Annotated in this window: 23 protein-coding genes; 13 read left to right on the top strand and 10 right to left on the bottom strand. The window is 63.7% G+C overall.

Going from position 1 to position 19,390, the window contains the following annotated elements; all coding sequences use genetic code 11:
- Positions 1-22: 22 nt before the first annotated feature.
- On the bottom strand, positions 23-1,516 hold the full coding sequence (locus AC0L3S_RS15665; RefSeq protein ID WP_473279669.1) for a CYTH and CHAD domain-containing protein: 1,494 nt from the start codon (positions 1,514-1,516) through the stop codon (positions 23-25).
- On the opposite strand from AC0L3S_RS15665, the gene AC0L3S_RS15660 reads away from it, so the two are divergent.
- From AC0L3S_RS15660 to AC0L3S_RS15650, 3 genes are all read left to right on the top strand, one after another.
- Entirely contained in the window at positions 1,508-1,765 is a 258-nt protein-coding gene (locus AC0L3S_RS15660) for a hypothetical protein (protein ID WP_473279667.1), read from the top strand. The two genes, AC0L3S_RS15665 and AC0L3S_RS15660, sit on opposite strands and share 9 nt — an antisense overlap.
- A 341-nt stretch (positions 1,766-2,106) precedes the next feature.
- The gene (locus tag AC0L3S_RS15655) at positions 2,107-2,919 is read left to right on the top strand and encodes a helix-turn-helix domain-containing protein (protein ID WP_473258789.1); all 813 of its coding nucleotides are present in this window, start codon (positions 2,107-2,109) and stop codon (positions 2,917-2,919) included.
- A 163-nt stretch (positions 2,920-3,082) separates the two neighbouring features.
- Positions 3,083-4,012, top strand: coding sequence for a Bug family tripartite tricarboxylate transporter substrate binding protein (locus tag AC0L3S_RS15650; protein ID WP_473279665.1), 930 nt, complete (start codon positions 3,083-3,085; stop codon positions 4,010-4,012).
- Between the two features lie 40 nt (positions 4,013-4,052).
- Here the strand turns inward: AC0L3S_RS15650 and AC0L3S_RS15645 are convergent, their stop codons facing one another.
- Complete coding sequence (locus tag AC0L3S_RS15645; RefSeq protein ID WP_473258793.1) at positions 4,053-4,760, bottom strand: GntR family transcriptional regulator; 708 nt, start codon at positions 4,758-4,760, stop codon at positions 4,053-4,055.
- Positions 4,761-5,024: 264 nt separating this feature from the next.
- Between AC0L3S_RS15645 and AC0L3S_RS15640 the strand changes: the two genes are divergently transcribed.
- The 6 genes from AC0L3S_RS15640 (at position 5,025) to AC0L3S_RS15615 (ending at position 10,593) form a co-directional block, all read left to right on the top strand.
- Positions 5,025-6,011: an ABC transporter ATP-binding protein gene (locus AC0L3S_RS15640; RefSeq protein WP_275174674.1), complete on the top strand. Its 987-nt coding sequence runs from the start codon at positions 5,025-5,027 to the stop codon at positions 6,009-6,011.
- Between the two features lie 42 nt (positions 6,012-6,053).
- The gene (locus tag AC0L3S_RS15635) at positions 6,054-7,343 is read left to right on the top strand and encodes an ABC transporter substrate-binding protein (protein WP_473279663.1); all 1,290 of its coding nucleotides are present in this window, start codon (positions 6,054-6,056) and stop codon (positions 7,341-7,343) included.
- A gap of 4 nt (positions 7,344-7,347) precedes the next feature.
- Positions 7,348-8,307, top strand: a complete 960-nt coding sequence (locus tag AC0L3S_RS15630) for an ABC transporter permease (protein WP_473279661.1) — start codon at positions 7,348-7,350, stop codon at positions 8,305-8,307.
- Between the two features lie 3 nt (positions 8,308-8,310).
- Positions 8,311-9,189 carry an ABC transporter permease gene (locus tag AC0L3S_RS15625; protein ID WP_473258800.1) on the top strand — a complete coding sequence of 293 codons (879 nt, stop codon included), beginning with the start codon at positions 8,311-8,313 and terminating at the stop codon, positions 9,187-9,189.
- A 4-nt stretch (positions 9,190-9,193) separates the two neighbouring features.
- A complete protein-coding gene (locus AC0L3S_RS15620; RefSeq protein WP_473279699.1) occupies positions 9,194-9,925 on the top strand; it encodes an aspartate/glutamate racemase family protein in 732 nt (243 codons plus the stop codon).
- A gap of 173 nt (positions 9,926-10,098) precedes the next feature.
- On the top strand, positions 10,099-10,593 hold the full coding sequence (locus AC0L3S_RS15615; RefSeq protein WP_473279659.1) for a hypothetical protein: 495 nt from the start codon (positions 10,099-10,101) through the stop codon (positions 10,591-10,593).
- A gap of 173 nt (positions 10,594-10,766) precedes the next feature.
- Here AC0L3S_RS15615 and AC0L3S_RS15610 read toward each other — a convergent pair whose 3' ends face one another.
- Positions 10,767-11,114, bottom strand: a complete 348-nt coding sequence (locus tag AC0L3S_RS15610) for a hypothetical protein (protein ID WP_473279657.1) — start codon at positions 11,112-11,114, stop codon at positions 10,767-10,769.
- A gap of 104 nt (positions 11,115-11,218) precedes the next feature.
- A complete protein-coding gene (locus AC0L3S_RS15605) occupies positions 11,219-11,521 on the bottom strand; it encodes a hypothetical protein (RefSeq protein ID WP_473258806.1) in 303 nt (100 codons plus the stop codon).
- A 111-nt stretch (positions 11,522-11,632) separates the two neighbouring features.
- Here AC0L3S_RS15605 and AC0L3S_RS15600 point away from each other — a divergent pair, with 111 nt between their 5' ends.
- The gene (locus tag AC0L3S_RS15600) at positions 11,633-11,797 is read left to right on the top strand and encodes a ribosome modulation factor (protein WP_198034864.1); all 165 of its coding nucleotides are present in this window, start codon (positions 11,633-11,635) and stop codon (positions 11,795-11,797) included.
- A gap of 2 nt (positions 11,798-11,799) precedes the next feature.
- Here AC0L3S_RS15600 and AC0L3S_RS15595 read toward each other — a convergent pair whose 3' ends face one another.
- Together AC0L3S_RS15595 and AC0L3S_RS15590 are read right to left on the bottom strand one after the other, a co-directional pair.
- Positions 11,800-12,330, bottom strand: coding sequence for a gamma carbonic anhydrase family protein (locus AC0L3S_RS15595; RefSeq protein WP_473279655.1), 531 nt, complete (start codon positions 12,328-12,330; stop codon positions 11,800-11,802).
- Between the two features lie 90 nt (positions 12,331-12,420).
- Positions 12,421-12,750: a DUF6949 family protein gene (locus tag AC0L3S_RS15590; protein WP_473258810.1), complete on the bottom strand. Its 330-nt coding sequence runs from the start codon at positions 12,748-12,750 to the stop codon at positions 12,421-12,423.
- 219 nt (positions 12,751-12,969) lie between these two features.
- Between AC0L3S_RS15590 and AC0L3S_RS15585 the strand changes: the two genes are divergently transcribed.
- Together AC0L3S_RS15585 and AC0L3S_RS15580 are read left to right on the top strand one after the other, a co-directional pair.
- Positions 12,970-13,677, top strand: coding sequence for a hypothetical protein (locus tag AC0L3S_RS15585; RefSeq protein WP_473279653.1), 708 nt, complete (start codon positions 12,970-12,972; stop codon positions 13,675-13,677).
- A 199-nt stretch (positions 13,678-13,876) separates the two neighbouring features.
- On the top strand, positions 13,877-14,272 hold the full coding sequence (locus tag AC0L3S_RS15580) for a PaaI family thioesterase (protein ID WP_473279651.1): 396 nt from the start codon (positions 13,877-13,879) through the stop codon (positions 14,270-14,272).
- Between the two features lie 108 nt (positions 14,273-14,380).
- Here the strand turns inward: AC0L3S_RS15580 and AC0L3S_RS15575 are convergent, their stop codons facing one another.
- The gene (locus tag AC0L3S_RS15575) at positions 14,381-14,599 is read right to left on the bottom strand and encodes a DUF3126 family protein (RefSeq protein WP_007602550.1); all 219 of its coding nucleotides are present in this window, start codon (positions 14,597-14,599) and stop codon (positions 14,381-14,383) included.
- Between the two features lie 178 nt (positions 14,600-14,777).
- Complete coding sequence (cysE, locus tag AC0L3S_RS15570; RefSeq protein ID WP_007602549.1) at positions 14,778-15,602, bottom strand: serine O-acetyltransferase; 825 nt, start codon at positions 15,600-15,602, stop codon at positions 14,778-14,780.
- A gap of 275 nt (positions 15,603-15,877) precedes the next feature.
- On the opposite strand from cysE, the gene AC0L3S_RS15565 reads away from it, so the two are divergent.
- Positions 15,878-17,251 (top strand): hypothetical protein, encoded by a 1,374-nt coding sequence (locus AC0L3S_RS15565; protein ID WP_473279649.1) that lies wholly within the window; start codon positions 15,878-15,880, stop codon positions 17,249-17,251.
- Here AC0L3S_RS15565 and AC0L3S_RS15560 read toward each other — a convergent pair.
- Together AC0L3S_RS15560 and AC0L3S_RS15555 are read right to left on the bottom strand one after the other, a co-directional pair.
- A complete protein-coding gene (locus AC0L3S_RS15560) occupies positions 17,237-17,992 on the bottom strand; it encodes an alpha/beta fold hydrolase (RefSeq protein WP_007611849.1) in 756 nt (251 codons plus the stop codon). The two genes, AC0L3S_RS15565 and AC0L3S_RS15560, sit on opposite strands and share 15 nt — an antisense overlap.
- A gap of 34 nt (positions 17,993-18,026) precedes the next feature.
- The gene (locus AC0L3S_RS15555; protein WP_473258821.1) at positions 18,027-19,160 is read right to left on the bottom strand and encodes a hypothetical protein; all 1,134 of its coding nucleotides are present in this window, start codon (positions 19,158-19,160) and stop codon (positions 18,027-18,029) included.
- Positions 19,161-19,390 lie beyond the last annotated feature (230 nt).

Here is a 19,390-nt window from a genome sequence, read left to right as displayed (position 1 = left end):
ACTTTTTTAGGATGTGCTTAGCTCAGTCCTGCGGCGTCTGCCGCGACCAGGGCACGCGCGCGGCGGTGAAATCGCGCCATGTGCTTTGCAGGGCGGACTGCACCCCGACCGACGCGCGCGCCTGCCAGCCGGCGATCGCCGCCGCCGCGATGGCGCAGTCGGGCTCGGCACCAAGGCCGTCCAGCAATGATGCCGTGACCACCATGTCGTTGAAGGCGCCAAGCTGCTCCTGCAAGCCGGCGAGCCTGCGCGCGAATTTTCGCGCGCATTTGCGGTCCGCGAACAGCGGCAGCAGAAACTCGCTGACATAACGCAGCCGCTTGGTCGCGAGCCGCACGCGGTGCAGACCTTCGGCGGGAAGCGATTTGAAGCGGCGGCCGCGCCTGAGCACCTTGGCGTACTGCGCCGACAGGATGCGTGCCGCGAAGTCGGCCGCGGGTTCGGCGAGCCGGCCGAGATCCTGCGCGGCGACGTCGTTGCGCCAGCCGCGCGCCTCGATCCACCCGCCGAGGCTGATCAGGAATATCGCGCAGCGGCGATCGTCGAGCGCATCGTGCGCCTTGCGATAGGCATCCGACTGCCGCTCGGCCCCAACCTGGCCCAGCGCATCGAAGCCCGCGACCGACGGACAGGCTGTTGCGATCATCGGCAAGGTCTCGAGCCGGAACACATCCCAGTCGCGCGCGGCGGACAAATCCTGCGCCAGCCATTTGGCTTCGGTTCGCAGCGTATCGACGTTGCTCGACACGCCCGCCGAACGCATCAGATCCAGCACGGACCGCAGCCGGCGCAGCGAGACGCGCAACTGATGGATTCCTTCCGGATTGCGGCCGTCCTCGGCCGCTGGCAGCGACTGAAGCAAATGGAGAAAGCAGGAACGCAGGATTGTCGCGAACGCCTCGTCCAATGTCACCGACGGATCGAGACGAAGTTTTCGCGGACGCCGCGCCGAGGGCGGCTTGTCGGCGGCAAGATCGAAGCCGCGCGCCGATTTGGTGCGGATGGACGGCTTCACGACGCCGTGCTCCGCGAGCCGCAACGCGAGCTCGTAGATCGCGCTCGCGCTGCCGCTCTTGAGCTCCAGCTCGATCTCGCTCACCGGCAGTGAATGGTCGCCGGCCGTCAACTCGCCCCGGTCGAAGGCGATCTCGACCGTGCCTGACGGCAGGTCAATCATCCGCGCATGGCGATGGACATCGGCGGTGAAGACCACTTCGAGCGGTTGCGCTTCCAGGTGGCCGCGAAGCTTCTCGGGAATGAAAGGCATCGCCAAAGCGAGCTCGGGCGCAAGCGAAGGCACGCTCGCCTCCCACTCACCACGGCGGAGCGGATCATTCACCGCATCGGTCTTCACGGTTTGCACGAACCGCGCGCCGCTCTGACGAACGCGCAGGCTCAATCCGTTGCGCCGAAGTGTCCGCTCCGGCGTGTCATAATAGACCGACTTGAGCCGCTTGCGCGTGCCCTTGTTGCGCGCGTTGACCGCGATCATAGGCGCGGCGTTGAAATGCGCCATGCGATCGGCATCGACGAAAAGCTTGAGCTCGATCTCACCGGCACCATGCGCGGCAGCACTCGACCGGAGTGGTTCCGTTGCCGGTTCCGCGTCTTGCGATGGCGTCTGATCGATCACAGGTTCCGCGACGAGTTCGACAGGTTCACGTTGCCTGAAGAAGCCGGCGGTGACTTGCGTTCTCTTGTTGTCCCTCGCAACAGGATTCCCATCCCGCGCGCTCGGAGCCTTGCGAACCGACGTTGCGTCTGACTTCAGCATTTACGGTAACATGACAGTTCGATGACAGAGCGCCATCCTATAGCCGGTGCGGCTCGCGAGGAATAGTCACGTGACGTCGCAGCGCCCGACCATCCACACTAGGCTGGGAGCGCACAATCCAGCTCGACCACAGGAACTAAATTGCCGGCGGGCGCAACGTGCGATCGACTGGGCTGCGAATCCCGCCCTTCTCGAAACCGAGATGAACGCGTCAGCGAGCTTGACTCATGCCAGCCTTCCCGCAATCGGTAGCGATGGCGTCGAGCGCGCTGCCCTGTCCCTCCGGCGGTTGCTTCATCGGCTCACGACACAGGCAATCACAAGGAGTTGGCATGACGTCGTTCCGTCCGGTCATTGCGTTGTCCAGGGGTCTCGAAGTCCTGCGAGCGATCAATCAGGAACGGCAGTCGACCGTCGGGTCGCTGCACAAGGCGACGGGACTCAACAAGGCGACGATCGTCCGCATGCTCGAGACGCTGGAGCATGAAGGTTATGTGGTGCGCCGTACCGAGCCGGCCAGCTACGCGCCGACGGGACGCGCGCTGTTGCTCAGCGCAGGCTATGACGAGCCGACCTGGATTGGCGGCATCGCCGAACCCATCCTCAACAAATTCCGCAAGCAGATCCATTGGCCGTCAGACATCGCGGTGCTCGATCAGGAGTCCATGGTCATCGCCCACACGACGCGCGTGGATGGATCGCTGCTGTTCAGCCGCCCGCCGGGTTTTCGCTTTCCCGTCCTCGGCACCTCGATGGGACGCGCCTATCTCGCCTTCTGCGAGCCCGCCGAGCAGGAGCGCATTGCCGCGCGGCTTGCCCTCGGTCCAGAGCCTTGGAACGATCTGGCGCGCAATCCCGACAAGCTCAGCAAGGCGCTGCGCACGATCCGTAAAGCCGGGTTCGCGGTGATGGACGACAGCTACAGCCGCAGTATCTTCGGCGGCGCGGTCTGGGCGCTTGGCGTTCCCGTCGCGCTTCAGAACCGGCTGTTCGGCAGCATGAACGTGATGATGCTCCGCGAAGCGGTCAGTCCGGAGGAAGGCATACGCCGCTTCGTACCTCCGATGAAGAAAGTCGCTTCCGCACTTGCCGAGGCGCTCGGCGCCAAGCTTGCCGCGCCAGGCTCTTCTGCAGGTCGGCCGTGACCATTTCACACAGTGAAACGATATTTTGATTTCTTGACCCTCCTCCTTGCCCATGTGACACCTCGTTGCGGTGGCTTCCGGCTGCCCAATGACACAGGGAAAAGGGGAGGCCGAAGTGCGGACATCCGCGAGAATTTGGGCTGCCGTGATTGCATGCCTGACGATGGCCGCTTCTGAAACGGCTTGGGCCGAAGCCTGGCCGACTCGGGCCATCAAGATCGTCGTCTCCACGCCGGCAGGCGGCATCACCGATGCCTTCGCCCGTGCCTATGGCGACTATATCTCGCAGAAGCTTGGGCAGCCGGTCATCGTCGAAAACAAAACCGGAGCCAGCGGTGCGCTGGCGGCACAGTCGGTGAAGGATTCCCCGGCCGACGGTTACACGCTGATGTACACGATCTCGTCCACCTTGCTCGGTAACCGCCTGCTGCTGAAATCGCTGGCCTATGATCCGGACAAGGATTTCACGATCGTCGCGGTGACGCCTTCGGGGCATCTGCCGCTGGTGGTCCATTCCGCCACCAATGCAAAGACGATCGAAGAGTTCGTCGCGTACGCACGCGGCAACAAGGTCACGGCCGGCTCGTACGGGATCGGCTCGTTCGCGCACATTGCGATCGCCGAGCTCAACCGCCAATTCGGTCTCGACATTTCCATCGTGCATTACCGCGGCGAAGCGCCGATGTGGCAGGATCTGGCCGCCGGAGTGATCCAGGCGGCGGTCGGCAGCTATCAGGCCGCGCTGCCGGTACTCGATACCGGCATCGGCCGCCCGATTGCCGTGCCGACACCGGTGCGCATGAAGAAGCTGCCCGAGACCAAGACATTTGCCGAGCAAGGGGTCACCGGCAATGTCTTCCAGCTCATCAGTTTTACCGCGCTGGTGGCGCCCGCTGCGATGCCGGCAGACCGGATCGACATGCTCGCCAAGCTGATGGTCGAAGGCGGCAAGACGGAGCGCGTGCAGAAGCTGCTCGATGCCTTCGGCGTCGACCAGCCGGCCATGGATCGTGCATCCTCGATTGCGCTCTATGAAAAGGAAGGGCCGGTCTGGCTCGAGTCGATCAAGACTCTGGGATTGGAGCCGCAATAGTCGCGCCCGCGCCTATTCGGGTGCGGACGCCTCGTTACCCTCACGCACCAAGTACGTCCGCGAGACGCAACTCGTCGGCGGCGGGATCCTTCAGGAACAGCTCAGCCTCGATCTCGTTCAGATGCGACAACATCTGCGCGCGCGCGGCGTCCCTGTCGCATTTGCGGATCGCGGCGACAATTCCGGCGTGATGATCGGTGCCGCAGGCCGGCGTGTCGTGCCGGCGATAAAGCAGGATGATCAGCGAGGAGCGGGCAATCAGCTCCTTGAGAAAACCGAGATAGATGCTGTGGCCACTCATCTCCGCAACGAGTCGATGGAAGTCGCCGGAGAGGCGGACCGAAGCACGCGCATCGCCACGCAGTTCCGCCTCGCGTTCCTCGGCAAGATGCCGCTGGAGACGCCCGATCCACGCCGGCGACACCGCGTCAACGGCGTGATCGACGATCGTCGGCTCGATCAGGCGGCGCGCCTCGAACACTTCGCGTGCGTCCGCAGGTGTCGGCCGCGCGACGAAGGCGCCGCGGTTCTTCTCGATATCGACGATGCCCTCATGGGCGAGCTGTTGCAGCGCGGTGCGAACCAACGTTCGGCTTGCGCCGTAGATCTCGCCGATCTCGTCCTCGCCGAGTTTCGTGCCGGGCAGCAGGCGATGCTCGAGGATCGCCGCAGTTACACCTTCCCGGATGCGGCTGACGCGATCGCTCGCATCTGGCGCGTCGGATTTCGGTCGGGATTTGGCGGCCATGGGAGTGAGGACTCGATCGTCGAAGATGGCGTCGAATCCTAATCGACCAGCTGTATCCAATCACAGGCGAAACTTTATACAATCCACGCCTGTTTTGTGTGCACGCAGCTGCGAAGGCGGCGAGCCACCCAGACCATGCGATTCAATCTAACGATCTGACTCCGCTGCACTGTTTTGGAATTCGGCCCACCGAGAACGATTCAAGCGCGATTGGCATGGACCTTGCGGAGAGAGGCGCAGCATCGCCCTCGCCCCGGACACGCCATGGCCACTCCCGCCGCCCTCGAACTGGTCGCCGTCAGCAAGCGCTACGACACGACGCTGGCGGTCGACACCGTCAATTTGAAGATCCCGGCCGGCACCTATTGCTGCCTGCTCGGCCCCTCCGGCTGCGGCAAGACCTCGACCTTGCGCATGATCGCCGGTCACGAGGCGGTCAGCGAAGGCGACATCATCCTGGGTCCGCAGAACGTCACCGATCTCGAACCCGCCAAGCGCGGCACAGCGATGATGTTCCAGTCCTACGCGCTGTTTCCGCACCTCACCGTGATCGACAACGTGGCGTTTGCCCTGAAAATGCGCGGCATCGACCGGGCGACGCGGCACAAGCGCGCCGGCGAGTTGCTCGAGCTGGTCGCGATGACGCCCTACGCAGCCCGCCTCCCCGCACAGCTGTCCGGCGGCCAGCAGCAGCGCGTCGCGCTCGCCCGCGCGCTGATCACCGAGCCGCAGATCCTGTTGCTCGACGAGCCGCTCTCTGCGCTCGATCCGTTCCTGCGGGTGAAGATGCGGGGTGAACTGAAGCGGCTGCAGCGCGAGCTCGGCATCAGCTTCGTTCAGGTCACGCACGGCCAGGAAGAGGCGATGGCGCTGGCCGACCACATCGTCGTGATGAACCAGGGCAGGATCGAACAGCAGGGAAGCGCCCGCGACATCTTCCATCATCCCCGCACCGAATTCGTGGCGCGCTTCATCGGCGGTCACAACGTCCTCAGCGACGCAGGCAAACTCATCGCCGTGCGCGCCGATCAGCTCGGCATCGTGCCGATCGCCGACGGCGCGGTCGGCGCGCCGGCGCTGCTGACCCAGACCGAGTACCAGGGCTCCTACATCGCCGTCTCGCTCACGCTCGAAGACGGGACCGCTCTGTTCTCCCACCTTCCCGAGGCTGCCTTCGACGTCCACCAGTTCCGGCCGGGCGATCGCGTGCTGGCCACATGGGATCCCGCCAAGGCGCAACGTCTGCAATAGCGCCGATCAATCACCGGAATGCGCAACAGAGGAGTGAGTGATATGACCGAAACGACCAGGAAGAAGGGCCTTAGCCGCCGCACGCTACTGAAGAGCACCGCGGGTCTCGCCGGACTTGCCGCAGGCTCCGGCGCCATCACCGGCTTTCCCTACGTCATGTCGGCTGAGCCGAAGGTGCTGCGCTATCTCGGCACCGCGGTGAACGAGGGCGACGAGATCTCCAAGCAGTGCCTGAAGGACACGGGCATCAAGATCGAATACATCACCGCAACCACCGACGACGTCACCAAGCGCGTGATGACCCAGCCGAACTCCTTCGACGTGCTGGACACCGAATATTTCGCGCTGAAGAAGATCGTGCCCTCGGGCAACATCCTTGCCCTCGATGCCAAGAAGATCAAGGAATTCGACAACATCACGCCCGTCTTCACCAAGGGCGTCACCCCCGGCGGCAAGAAGATCGGCGGCCAGGGCACCGCGCCCTGGAAGGTGCTCTATCTCGAAGGCAAGGACTCCAAGAAGTTCGCGACGTCGGCCACCGAATTCGTCACGCTGATCCCGACCGTCTACAACGCCGACACGCTCGGCATCCGTCCCGACATCATCAAGCGTCCGATCCGCTCGTGGGCCGAGCTGCTCAACCCTGAGTTCAAGGGCAAGGCCTCGATCCTCAACATCCCCTCGATCGGCATCATGGATGCCGCGATGGTCGTGGAAGCCACCGGCAAGTACAAATATGCCGACAAGGGCAACATGACCAAGGAAGAGATCGATCTCACCATGAAGGTGATGACCGAGGCTAAGAAGGCCGGCCAGTTCCGCGCATTCTGGAAGGACTTCAACGAGAGCGTCAACCTGATGGCCTCGGGCGAGACCGTCATCCAGTCGATGTGGTCGCCGGCGGTGACGAAGGTCCGCTCGATGGGGATTGCCTGCACCTTCCAGCCGCTCAAGGAAGGCTATCGCTCCTGGGCCTCGGGCTTCTGCGTCTCCAAGGGCGTCTCGGGTGCGAAGCTCGAATGGGCCTATGAGTTCGTCAACTGGTTCCTGTCCGGCTATGCCGGCGCCTATCTCAACCGCCAGGGCTACTACTCAGCCGTGCTCTCCACCGCGAAGGCGCATATGGAGCCTTACGAGTGGGCCTACTGGATGGAAGGCAAGGCGGCCGAGAAGGACATCAAGGCGCCCGACGGCTCGCTGCTCGAGAAGGCCGGCGCCGTGCGCGACGGCGGCTCCTACGAGGACCGCATGGGCGGCGTCGCGTGCTGGAACGCCGTGATGGACGAGAACGACTACATGGTCCGCAAGTGGAACGAGTTCATCGCGGCGTAATTTGATGGACACGTCAGAGGACATCCTGCAACAGGCATCCCCGGACCTGGTCCGGGGATCGGAGACGGCGCGCCGCAGCAAAGCGGCGCGCCTGTCGCCCTCTTTCATCTCCTGGCTCCAGGCCGGGCCGATGATGCTGGTTTTCCTCGCCTTCTTCCTGATCCCGCTGGTCTTCGTCGTCATCGTCTCGTTCTGGGACTACAACGAATACCAGTTGCTGCCGGCCTTCTCGGGCCGCGGTTACACCGACACGTTCGAAGGCTGCATCGCGCAGCTCCCCGACCTCTGCACGATCGCCAAGACTTATCTGAAGACGCTGAAGCTCTGCTTCCTCGTGTGGGTCATCACCCTCTTCATCGGCTTCTGGGTCGCCTACTTCCTCGCCTTCCACGTCAAGTCGAAGACCTGGCAGATGGGACTGTCGCTGCTCTGTACGATCCCGTTCTGGACCTCCAACGTGATCCGCATGATCGCCTGGATCCCGCTGCTCGGGCGCAATGGCCTTGTCAACTCAGGCTTGGTCAAGACGGGGCTGATCAACCATCCCATTGAATGGCTGCTGTTCTCCGAATTCTCCGTGGTGCTGGCACTGGTGCACCTCTTCACCTTCTTCATGGTGGTGCCGATCTTCAACTCGATGGTGCGCATCGACAAATCGTTGATCGAGGCCGCCTATGACGCCGGCGCCACCGGCTTTCAGACGCTCGTCAACGTCATCATCCCGCTCGCCAAGCCCGGCATCGTGATCGGCTCGATCTTCGTCATCACCATTGTGATGGGCGACTTCATCACCATCGGCGTGATGGGCGGGCAGCAGATCGCGGCCGCCGGCAAGATCATCGAGACGCGGGTGAACGCGCTGCAATTCCCGGCGGCCGCTGCGAACGCCGTGATCCTGCTCGTCATCACGTTCCTGATCATCACCATGATGTCGCGCATCGTCGACATCAAGAAGGAGCTCTAGAGCATGAAGGAAGGACGGCCGCGCTCTTTCTACGTGCTCGCGATCTTCTTCGCGGCCTACACGCTGTTTCTCTACGGCCCGATGATCGCGATCTATGTGCTGTCGTTCCAGGGGCCGCAGGGCGGCCTCACCTTCCCGATGAACGGTGTGTCGACTTTCTGGATCGCAAAACTATTCCAGGGCACCGGCATCGTCGATCTCGGCGCGGCCTTTCGCCGCTCGCTGCTGCTCGGCGTTATCGTGATGATCGTCACCGTCGTGCTGTCGGTCGCCGCCGGCATGGCGTTTCGCCGCAAGTTCAAGGCGCAAAGCATCCTGTTCTACTCGGCGATCGCGAGCCTGATCGTGCCCTCGATTATCACCTCGCTCGGCATCTCGCTTGAATTCCGCATCATCGACGACCTGATCAAGGGCACCTTCAACGAGAATTTCGAGACCTCGATGGGTCTGCTCACCTCGGGCCTCGGTGCACATCTGACCTGGACGCTGCCGTTCGGCCTGCTCATCATGTTTGCGATCTTCAACCGCTTCGATCCCAGGCTCGAGGAAGCCGCGCGCGATCTCGGTGCGACGCCGTGGCAGGCCTTCCGTCATGTCGTGCTGCCGATCATCCTGCCCTCTGTGATCGGCATTGGACTGTTCGGCTTCACGCTCTCCTGGGACGAGCTCGCACGTTCCAGCCAGGCGATCGGGGCGGTGAACACGCTGCCTCTCGATCTCCAGGGCCTCACCACCACCGTGACGAACCCCGATATCTATGCGCTCGGCACCGTGATCTCGGCCGTCTCGTTCACGGTGATCGCGCTTGCGCTCGGCACCATCCACATGCTCAACAAGCGGCAGGCGGCCAAAGGCTCGGACGCCGGCAAAGGGCTTGTCTGATCTGATGCGGCTTCACGTCGTCAATCCCAACACCACTGCGACCATGACGGCGAAGATTGCTGCTGCCGCGCGAAGCGTCGCCCTGCCCGACACCGTGATCGATGCGCGCCAGCCCACGATGGGCCCGGTCTCGATCGAGGGATTTTACGACGAGGCGTTCGCGGTGCCGGGCATGCTCGGCTGCATCCGCGAGGCCGACCGCGACGGCGCGGATGCGCACATCATCGCCTGCTTCGACGACACCGGCCTCGACGCCGCGCGCGCCGCGGCAAAGGCACCCGTGATCGGCATTGGCGAGGCGGGCTTCCACATGGCGAGCCTGATCGCGGCGCGCTTCGTCGTGGTGACGACGCTCGGTGTCTCTATCGTGCCGATCGAACACAATTTGCGGAAATACGGCCTCGCCGATCGCTGCGTCCGCGTCCGCGCTGCCGAGGTGCCGGTGCTCGCGCTGGAGGAGCGCAACACCGATTCGCTCGCAAAAATCTCTACGGAAATTACGGCCGCGATCCGCGACGATCGCGCAGAGGCCATCGTGCTCGGTTGCGCCGGCATGGCCGATCTCGCCAGTGAATTCGCCGCCACGCACGGCCTGCCCGTGATCGACGGTGTCGCCGCCGCGGTGACCTTGGCGGAATCATTGGTGCGACTGGGGCTGAAGACCTCCCGGCTCGGACCCTATGCGACGCCGCGCTCGAAGACCTATTCAGGTCCGTTTTCGCCGTTTCAGCCCTGATCTCTGCCTCTGACGGACGTTCGGAGGCCCTAAGGCATCCTGATTGTTGGTTTTTTTGCTCTTGGCCTCTTTTTGGTCCCATTCCTTGCCGAAACGTAACGCTTTCGGGACCCCCGGTGACCTCAGGGTTGCCGGTCTTCACCACTCAAGTTTCAATTTGGGTTTTGTCAGCGATGATCGATCTCGCAGAGGACACACGGTCCCATCCCCTCCTTCGCCTTGGCGCCCAGCCCATCGCGCTGACGGCCGCCGCGCTCCTGCTGCTGATCGCCGGTGTGACCTCGATCGCGATCTGGCGCGCCTATACCGGCTCAGCCCCCGAGACCGACCGGGTGGTGGCCTCGCGGCAGCTTCAGGCACGTACCGCACAGGCGTCCGAGCAGCTGGTCGAGAAGACCAAGGGGTTGGAAGCAACCCAGCAGGAATCGATTGACCAGCTCCAGGTCGTGCAGGACCAGCTTCAGAGTGTGAAGCGGTTGCTCGCATTCCAGCAGGCCGACACCAAGCGTCTGTCCGAGCAGGTCACGGCACTCAATGAGTCCATCGACGGCCTGCGGCAATCCTTTGCCAGCGCCCGGGCGACCGAGGCGGAGGCTCCCTCGGTTACCCGCAGGAAACCTGCACGGCATCGCGTCCAGGCCAGTGCACGCAAGCGCTCGCGCGGCTGAGCAGTCGGCGCCGCTAAATTTTTGGACTTGTGAACTGGATCACATTCGCCCGTATGATTCCAAGCGATGCTCGCCGTTACCGGATGGCGTGAGCCGATTTCAATGTCCGGGGCTGGCAAGGCCGTTGACGGTATATTGCGTCAACGGCCTTGTTTTTTAGTGGCCCACCCGCCTCATTCGCAGACGTCGACGCGACGGTATCGCCATCCCGCAGACGTCATCACGCGCTTCCGGACGACGTAACAGCCACCATAACCGCCGTCGTCGTATCCGGTACCATAGTAATAGGAGCTGCCGTAGGAGGGGTAACCGTAGCCGTAATAGCTGCCGTAGTAACCGGCGCCGGCGATACCCGCCCCGATGGCGACGCCTGGCCAGAAGCCACCGCCATGCCAGTGGCCACCATGACCCCAGCCGCCACCATGGCCCCAGCCACCGTGACCGCCCGCTTGTGCCGCCTGCGGTATCGACAGCCCAACCGCCGCCACAGCCAGCGCCGTCAACATCATCTTCCGTAACATCACTCGATCCTCCGCGTGGAGACGCTCCACGCTTCAAAAGCAGGATCAAGCTAATTGGCTTGCGGCGTTCCTGACAGCCTCACTGTCTCACTTCCCCGCGAGCATCAGCAGCCGCGGCAGATGCTCTTGAGCTTCTTGTCGAGCAGCCGGTTCTCGGCGTTGACGGCGGCGTCGGTGGATCCACCTCCACCGGTCCCGGTGGTGGTTCCGGAGGTGGCATTCGCTCCCGATGATTGAGCAGTACCCAGACTGTTGGTGCCGGGCGCAGTCGCCGGAGAATTGGCCACACCTCCAGCCGATCCCGCCGAGCCGCCGGTGGCTTGCGCGAACGATACGGCCGGCATCGCGGCAAGGGCGAAGATCACGATCACGGTCTTGATTGAACAGGTTGTGGGCAATCTGGCCATTCTAGTTCTCCTTCGCCGATCAACCGCCGCAGCAATGACCGGTTCCGGAACAAATGCCGTCGCATCAGCTTGAAACCGGGAAGGCTCCGAAAACAGAAAGGCGCAGTCACGATGAACGATCGCGATGCTTTTGCAGAAGGCGAACGCGCGGCGCGTCAAAACATTCCGGCGGAAGCCAATCCGTACCAAGACGGCAGCGACGAGCATGCCCTGTGGTCCGCGGGGCACGAGAAGGTCGCAAGCGCACTAGAAGCGCGCGAGTCCGAAGGAAGCTGAGCTCACCCGATCCGCTTGAGGCCCTTCGTGAAGCGCGGGCCGTTGGCGACGTAGAACTTCGCCGCGCTACCCATCTTCTGCACCTGGGCGTCGTCGAGCGTGCGGATCACCCGCGCCGGCGAACCGATGATCAGAGACCGTTCGGGGAATTGCTTACCCTCGGTGATGACGGAGCCGGCGCCGACGATGCTGTTGCGGCCGATCCTGGCGCCGTTCATCACGATGGAGCCCATGCCGACGAGCGCGCCCTCCTCGATGGTGCAGCCGTGCAGGATGACGTTATGGCCGACCGTGCAGTTCCTGCCGATGTGAAGCGGAAAGCCGAGATCGGTGTGGCAGGTCGAGCCGTCCTGCACGTTGGCGCCGTCGCCGATCTCGATCCACTCATTGTCGCCGCGCAGCACCGCACCGAACCAGACGCTCGCGCCCGGCTTCAGGCGCACGCGGCCGATCACGGTGGCGGTCTCCGCGATGAAGTAATTGCCGTCGGCGGGAAGGTCGGGCGCTTGCCCGTCGAGCTCGTAGATCGCCATGAGGGTCTCCTGTCGCGTCAACCCCAGCCATAGCGAAACGGCAGCCTCGACGCAAAGGGCCGCCGCGCAGGCAGCCCTACAGGGCGGGCATCAGACCAGAACGCCGGCCGCGCGGAGCGTCATCAGGAAGAAGGTGCCGCTCATCATGCTCCAGAAGCCGGCGATGACGGTCGCCATCATCACGAATTCGACGCGGCGGCTCTCCAGCTGCCTGCCGCGCAGGGTGTTGCGCATGATGATGAAAGGCGCTGCGAACACCAGGAACGGAACCGCCGCGAAGGTCTTCGGCGCCACGCCGTCCTGCAACAGACCGAAGCCGGCCGGCCGCTGTGCGATCGTCTGGTATCCGCTCACGAGCGCTCCCGCGAGCGCGAAACCGATGCCGATCGAGAAGAAGGTATTGAGAGCTTCAGGTGTCATCGGAACGGTCCGCCCTTACGCAACGCGAGGTGCCTTCCTGTGACAAAGAGTGCCGGTTAACGCTACATTATCCTTAAGGGAAGGTTAACGCCGCCGGCCGACCCACGCAGGCCTCTCTCCCTTTCGTGCAGCCGGTGAACGCTCCGCGAAATCGCAGCCGCGTGGCATATTCGCCGCTGATTCGTCGGCCATCGGCCGACTTCCGGCTCATTGCGGCTCATGACGGTGTTTTCGGCAACCTCCCCCCAGTCTCCCCGGGCGCGCACCCGGGCCCACGTGGTCCCGATCGTGCTCGGCGGCATTGCCGCGGTGTGTGCCGTCGCGCTCGTCGCCTATTTGTTGTGGCCGACCTGGGGCCCGAGCGGCGCGAGCGCCCCGGACAAGCTGCCGGTGAGCGTCGGCGGCACGCTGTTCAACCTGCCGACCAACGCGATCCGCATGAAGATCCAGCGCCACTCCGGGCCGCAGGAGCGGATCGATCTCGATTTCCTGTACCCTTCGCTGGAGCCGCCGGGCGCGCCGAAGCACGTCACCGCCGATAGCGTGGATGCGGCGATGCAGCCGATCGACCGCATCTTCCTGTCGATCGCCGCGCATCGCGATGCGCTGTCGCCCGAGCAGCGCGCAGCCACGATCTATCCGCGCTATCTCGACCAGGCCGCGGCAATGCCTCAGGACGGGCTGACGATGCGGATATTCCGTGTCGACACGCCCTATGGCAGCGAGGATCTCTATTCTGCCGCAAGTCCCGCGCTGACCGCGCGCTGCACCCGCGATGGAGCGACGCCCGGCATGTGCCTCGCCGAACGCCGCGTCGGCGGCGCCGACCTCACCTTCCGCTTTCCGCGCAGCTGGCTGTCGCAATGGCGCGATGCGGCGGAAGCGATGGACCGCCTCACGGCGCAATTGCGCGGGCCGCGGGGCTGAGCGCGGCGTCTCTGCCGTGCCGCGCGACAGGCATGCGGGGACAAGCCTGGAGCCGTCCCAACAATAATCTCGAAAACAACCCCATGCACAGTAGCCAGGCGTCTGTAATCACTTCGCATTTTTGATACTTCGGTTTTTCGTAATCGAACTTGACCCGTCGGGCAAAACAGGAGCATGATGCCATCATGGGGCGATCGACTTGAACGATGCGGCAGCAGATCTCCCGCCCGGAGCCCAGTTGCTGGGACGGGAATGGCTTGGCTTCGACGACAACGGGGATGCGCTAATCCGCTTCCAGGCTCAGCCGGCTTTCACCAACAGGCACGGGACGATCCAGGGCGGATTTCTGGCGGCGATGCTTGACTCCGCCACCGGTATCTGTGCGCTGGCCGCGCTCTCGTCCGAGTTGACCGTCGTCACAAAGAGTCTTGATACTCGCTTCCTGAAGCCGGCAGCGGTCGGCCCCATCACGGCCCGGGCGCGTGTTGTCGAGCAGACCGATCGCGACATGGTCGTGCAAGCCAAGCTCGTCGATGCAGCCGGCATCACTGTCGCCGATGCCACGGCGCGGCTGCGTGTTCTTGCAAAGAAATAGCGTATGAGCTGCGGGAATAGGATCCGTAATTGCGAGCAAAGCGAAGCAATCCAGACCGCGTCCACGGAGAGACTTTGGATTGCTTCGCTCGCAATGACGAAAAGAAAACTATTCCTGGTCGACCAGGTCGTCCTCGAGGATCGCCATCTGGAACTGGAACGAGCGATCGTCGTCCTCGTCATCGACGAAGAGCACACCGATGAATTCCTCGCCGATATAGACCTCGGCGGAATCATCCTTCTTCGGCCGCGGCACGACGCGGATCTTGGGATTGCCGAATACGCGCTTCAGATACGCGTCGAGCTTCCTAACTTCCTTGACGTCCACGGCAAGTCTCCAATCGAAATCTGGGTTGGCGCGGGTTTTAGGACGAGACGCGACCAACCGCCAGCATGAATTGCCAAAGAATTTTGCGGACAAAAGGGGCAAAATCCGCCCCTTCCGACAAGCTCGAAGTCCCGCCTCAGAGTCCCCTCTCAGAGACCCATCTCAAAGTCCCATGGCGTTAAAGTCCCATGGCGTTGATCATCTGATCCATGGTGCGCGACGGCTCGGCGCAGCCGGCTTCGCCGACGACCTTGGCGGGCACGCCCGCGACCGTCACGTTGTGCGGCACCGGTTTGACCACGACCGAGCCCGCCGCGATGCGGGCGCAATGACCGATCTCGATGTTGCCGAGGATCTTCGCGCCGGCGCCGATCAGGACGCCGTGACGGATTTTCGGATGGCGGTCCTCGTTCTCCTTGCCGGTGCCGCCGAGCGTGACGCCGTGCAGGATCGAAACGTCGTCCTCGATCAGCGCCGTCTCACCGCAGACGAAGCCGGTGGCGTGGTCGAGGAAGATGCCGCGGCCGATACGCGCGGCGGGATTGATGTCGGTCTGGAAGACCGCAGATGCCCGGCTCTGCAGATAATACGCAAAATCCTTGCGGCCCTTCAGATAGAGCCAATGTGCGAGGCGGTGGGTCTGGATGGCGTGAAAGCCCTTGAAATAGAGCAAGGGATCGATGAAGCGCGAGGTCGCGGGGTCGCGGTCGTAGACGGCGACGAGATCGGCGCGGAAGGCGTTGCCGAGATCGGGATCGTCGCGCAATGCCTCGTCATAGGTCTGGCGCACGAGATCGCCCGACAGCGCGGAGTGATCGAGCCGGTCGGCGACACGATGAATCACCGCATCTTCCAGGCGGCTGTGATGCAGCACCGTCGAATAGATGAAGGTCGCAAGCTCCGGCTCGCGATGGACGATGTCCTCCGCTTCGCCGCGGATCCGATCCCAGATCGGATCGAGCGTTGCGAGCTTTCCTCCCGGATTGACCTGATGCACTGCCATGAGATCTGCTCTTTCGAATTGGCTCGTTTCACTGGTTCTATAACACAGTCTAGGCGACAAAGTCCTGACGGGCTTGCCTGAGAGTGAACAGTGTGTTGCCCAGCGAGGGTATGCCAACACGTTGAATCACAACAGTTTCTTCCGACACCCCGGGCGGCAAGGTCGGCTCAAAATGGTCAGGGTTTCGCCAAATTCAAGCCGGGCGGCGTCAAACTATTGGTGAATTCCGCCTCAACCGTGATTGCGGGCATGGTCCGAGTGAGGACGGAGCGGATTTGACCATCACCACTGATCATGCGCGCGCGGGCGCCGCGGGCTCACTCTGGCTGCGGCTGGCCGGGATCGCCCTGCCGCTGCTGTTGATCGCGCCGGCGTTCTGGAACGGCTATCCGCTGTTGCAATGGGATACCGGAGGCTATCTGGCGCGCTGGTACGAGGGCTATCTCGTCCCGAGCCGCTCCACGGTGTTCGGCATCTATCTGCACTATGGCGAGAGTTCTGGTTTCTGGATCAACCTCGCGGTCCAGTCGCTGGCGACGCTGTGGCTGTTGCAGCTCACCTTGCGCGTGCTCTCGATGATGCAGACGTTCCGCTTCATCGCGATCAGCCTGCTTCTGATCCTGTCGACTGCGCTGCCCTGGCTGGCCAGCATGTTGCTCACCGACATCTTTGCAGGCCTGTCGGTGCTGTCGCTATTCCTGCTGGTCATCGGTGGACAGCGGACCTCCGCGCTCGAAAAGATCACGCTGTTCGTCTTCACCGCCTTTGCCGCTGCGACCCACAGCGCCACGCTCGGCGTGCTGCTCGGTCTCTGCGTTGCAGGCTGGATGATGCGGCCATTCCTGCGCGCGCGTCTGCCCGTCGCAGGACTGGCGCAGGCGAGCCTGACCATCATCGTGGGCGGGCTGATGCTGGTGTCAGCCAACCATGCGCTGTCAGGCAAATGGGCCTGGACCCCCGGCGGCACGGGGGTCGCCTTCGGCCGCATGATGCAGGACGGCATCGTCGCGCGTTATCTCAACGACCATTGCCCGCGCGAAAAACTCAAGCTCTGCCCCTATCGCGACCAATTGCCGGCGACCGCCGACGAATTCCTGTGGGGCAAGAGCATGTTCAACACGCTAGGCCGGTTCGAGGGCATGAACGACGAGATGGGCGCCATCGTCGTGGGTTCGCTCGCCGACTATCCCGCCTGGCAGGTCGGCGCGGCGTTGCGGGCGATGGGCCAGCAACTGCTGCATGTGGCGACCGGCGAAGGCGCAAGTGTCTGGATCCCGCACACCTACGGCATCATCGAGCGCTACATCCCCTCCCAGGTCGCGCCGATGCGGGCGGCGCGCCAGCAGAACTGGGCCCTCGACTTCGACTACGTTAACTGGCTGCACGTGCCCGTCGCGCTGGCCTCGATGCTGGCGCTCCTCGTGCTGCTCGGCCACGCGCTCGCACATCGCCGGCTGGACGATCTGACGCTGCTGGCGGCGACCGTGACCCTGGCGCTGCTCGGCAACGCCTTCATCTGCGCCGTCATCTCCGGCCCCCATGATCGCTACGGCGCGCGGATGGTGTGGGTTGCGACCTTCGTGGTGCTGATGGCGCTGTTTCGCTCGTTCGGCGATGAGGCCGCGGACGAGACCTCAGCCGCGGCGTGACAGGAAATCGAGCACGCCAGTCTTGTAGACCTTGTCGCCGACCGCCCGCATGTGATCGCGGTTCGGAATGTCGAGCACTTCCGAACCCGGGATGATGGCGCCGAGTGCGCTGGCCGAGCCCGCGACGTCGTCGGTCGAGCCGACCGCGATCAGCACGGGCACGTCGATGCGCGCGGCTTCGTCCTTGGTCATGAGATCGCGCGTGCCGCGCAGGCAGGCGGCGAGCGCCTTGCGGTCGGAACGGGTCTGGTCTGCAAAAGCACGAAACGTCCGTCCGACGGGATCGGAGACGTCGTCGAGCGAGGGCGCTTCCAGCGCCTTTGCCACGTTCTCGCCGGGCCCGGTGCCCTCGATCAGGCCGCCGATGCCGATGCCGCCGAGGATTGCCGAACGCAGGCGCTGCGGCTCGTTGAGGGAGAGCCAGGCCGTCATCCGTCCGCCCATCGAATAACCCATGAGATCGGCCTGCGGGATGGCGAGGTGATCCATCAGCGCGAGCACGTCGCCGGCCATGGTCGGGATCGAGTACTGCGCGGGCTCGTAGAGCTTTGCGCTTTCGCCATGGCCGCGATTGTCGAGGGCAATGACGCGACGGCCGTTCTTGCGCAGCTCCGAGACCCAGGTCGGATAGACCCAGTTCACGTTCTTGCTGGAGGCAAAGCCGTGCACCAGGATGATCGGATCGCCCTCGCCTTCGTCGAGATAGGCAATTTCAACGGCGCCGTTGTGAAAGCTCGGCATCATCAGTTCCGCAATCTTGAGGGGAAGAGGTATCTTAGGCCGTGACGGCAGCGCTTGTCAGGACGGCCTCGGCGATCCGGGCCTGGCGAAGTCGCCGCGCCCGCCTGCGATCGCACCAGGCCTGGGTCAGGCGCTCCGTCGTCGCCTTGATCGAGGACAACAGACCGAACAGCGTCAAGGCCGCGCCGAACAGCCAGAGTGCAAGATTGAACGCCCCGCCGATCAGCAGCAGCGCGCCGCGGCCGAGCAGCTTCAGGATCGCGCGCGTCTTGCCGCCCTGGGCTTCCGCGAGCCGCGCCGCGCGTGCGACGTCCTTGGGACCTTCAGCGATGCGCAGGCTATCCATCGCGCCGCGCGTGCCGGTCTTCTCGACGACTCGCGTGACATCCTTGCCGAGCCGAACCAGCGCGCCGGCTTTCTCGGCGCGGAACGCAGCCTTGATCGCGCTCAAGGTCTGGCCCGGCCGCAACACGGAGCCGGAGGCAACCGCGTTCTGGAGCATCGGGGTATCGACGACCTCGCGTGCGGACCGGCCGGCCCATGCCGCCAATCCCTCGCCGAGCCGGCCCACCTTGCGCGCGTCCTTCACCAGCGTCAGCCCGGCGCGAACCGGCGCGGCACCGCCGACAGACACGTAGGTCACGGCCGTGACGGCGAGACCCGCGGCCGCAAGGCCCAGCACGAGGCGATCGGTCTCCTCGCCCATGGCGAGGTGCTTGCCCTCGCGCACGACATCCCTGATGTCGCCGATGACGAAGAGATCGCCGGCCACGGTCCCCGACAAGCTCGCAACATCGTCCGCGTTGCCGGTGACGAGACCCGTGGCAAACCGTTTTGCGAAATGCGAGGTGGAATCTTCGGCTTTGACCGCGTCGCTGACACGGCTCAGGAGGTTGTCAGGCAGCGCGATGTTCCGGTCGCGCGCCAGCGCGACAAAACTGTCGGCGAGATCGGCATCGCCCGATGCAAGCGCGGCCTCGATGTTGTCCTGAATCAGGCGGTCGTTGTGCCGCAGCAGTGCGTCGAGCTTGATCTCGGACAGCGCGGCGGGATCGTCCCGGGCGGCCAGAATCGCGCCGGCCTCTCGGGCGTGCGGTGCTACCTGCGCGAGCAAGAAGCCGCATGCCGCGATACCGGTCAACGCTGTGCTGATTCGCAACCACTTCATGCGGAGAGCCTGGACGGTCCTGAGATCGTTGACGCCTGACGGTTCGTCTTTCGTCGCAATTACGCTCGTCCACCGAGATAGTATGCCAAAATTGCGACACAACGTCCCCGACGAAAGAAGGGCTTCTCTCAGGCCGCAAGATTGTGTCGAATTTGCATGAGCAAATGAGCATGGGGCATTGCGGAGCTTTCGGTTCCGCTGGACTAGCAATCATCTACACCCAACAGTAT

The organism is Bradyrhizobium sp. Ken01, from assembly GCF_055807355.1.
Note: the sequence above shows the minus strand (reverse complement) of the source record. Positions and strands in the feature narration are given on the sequence as shown.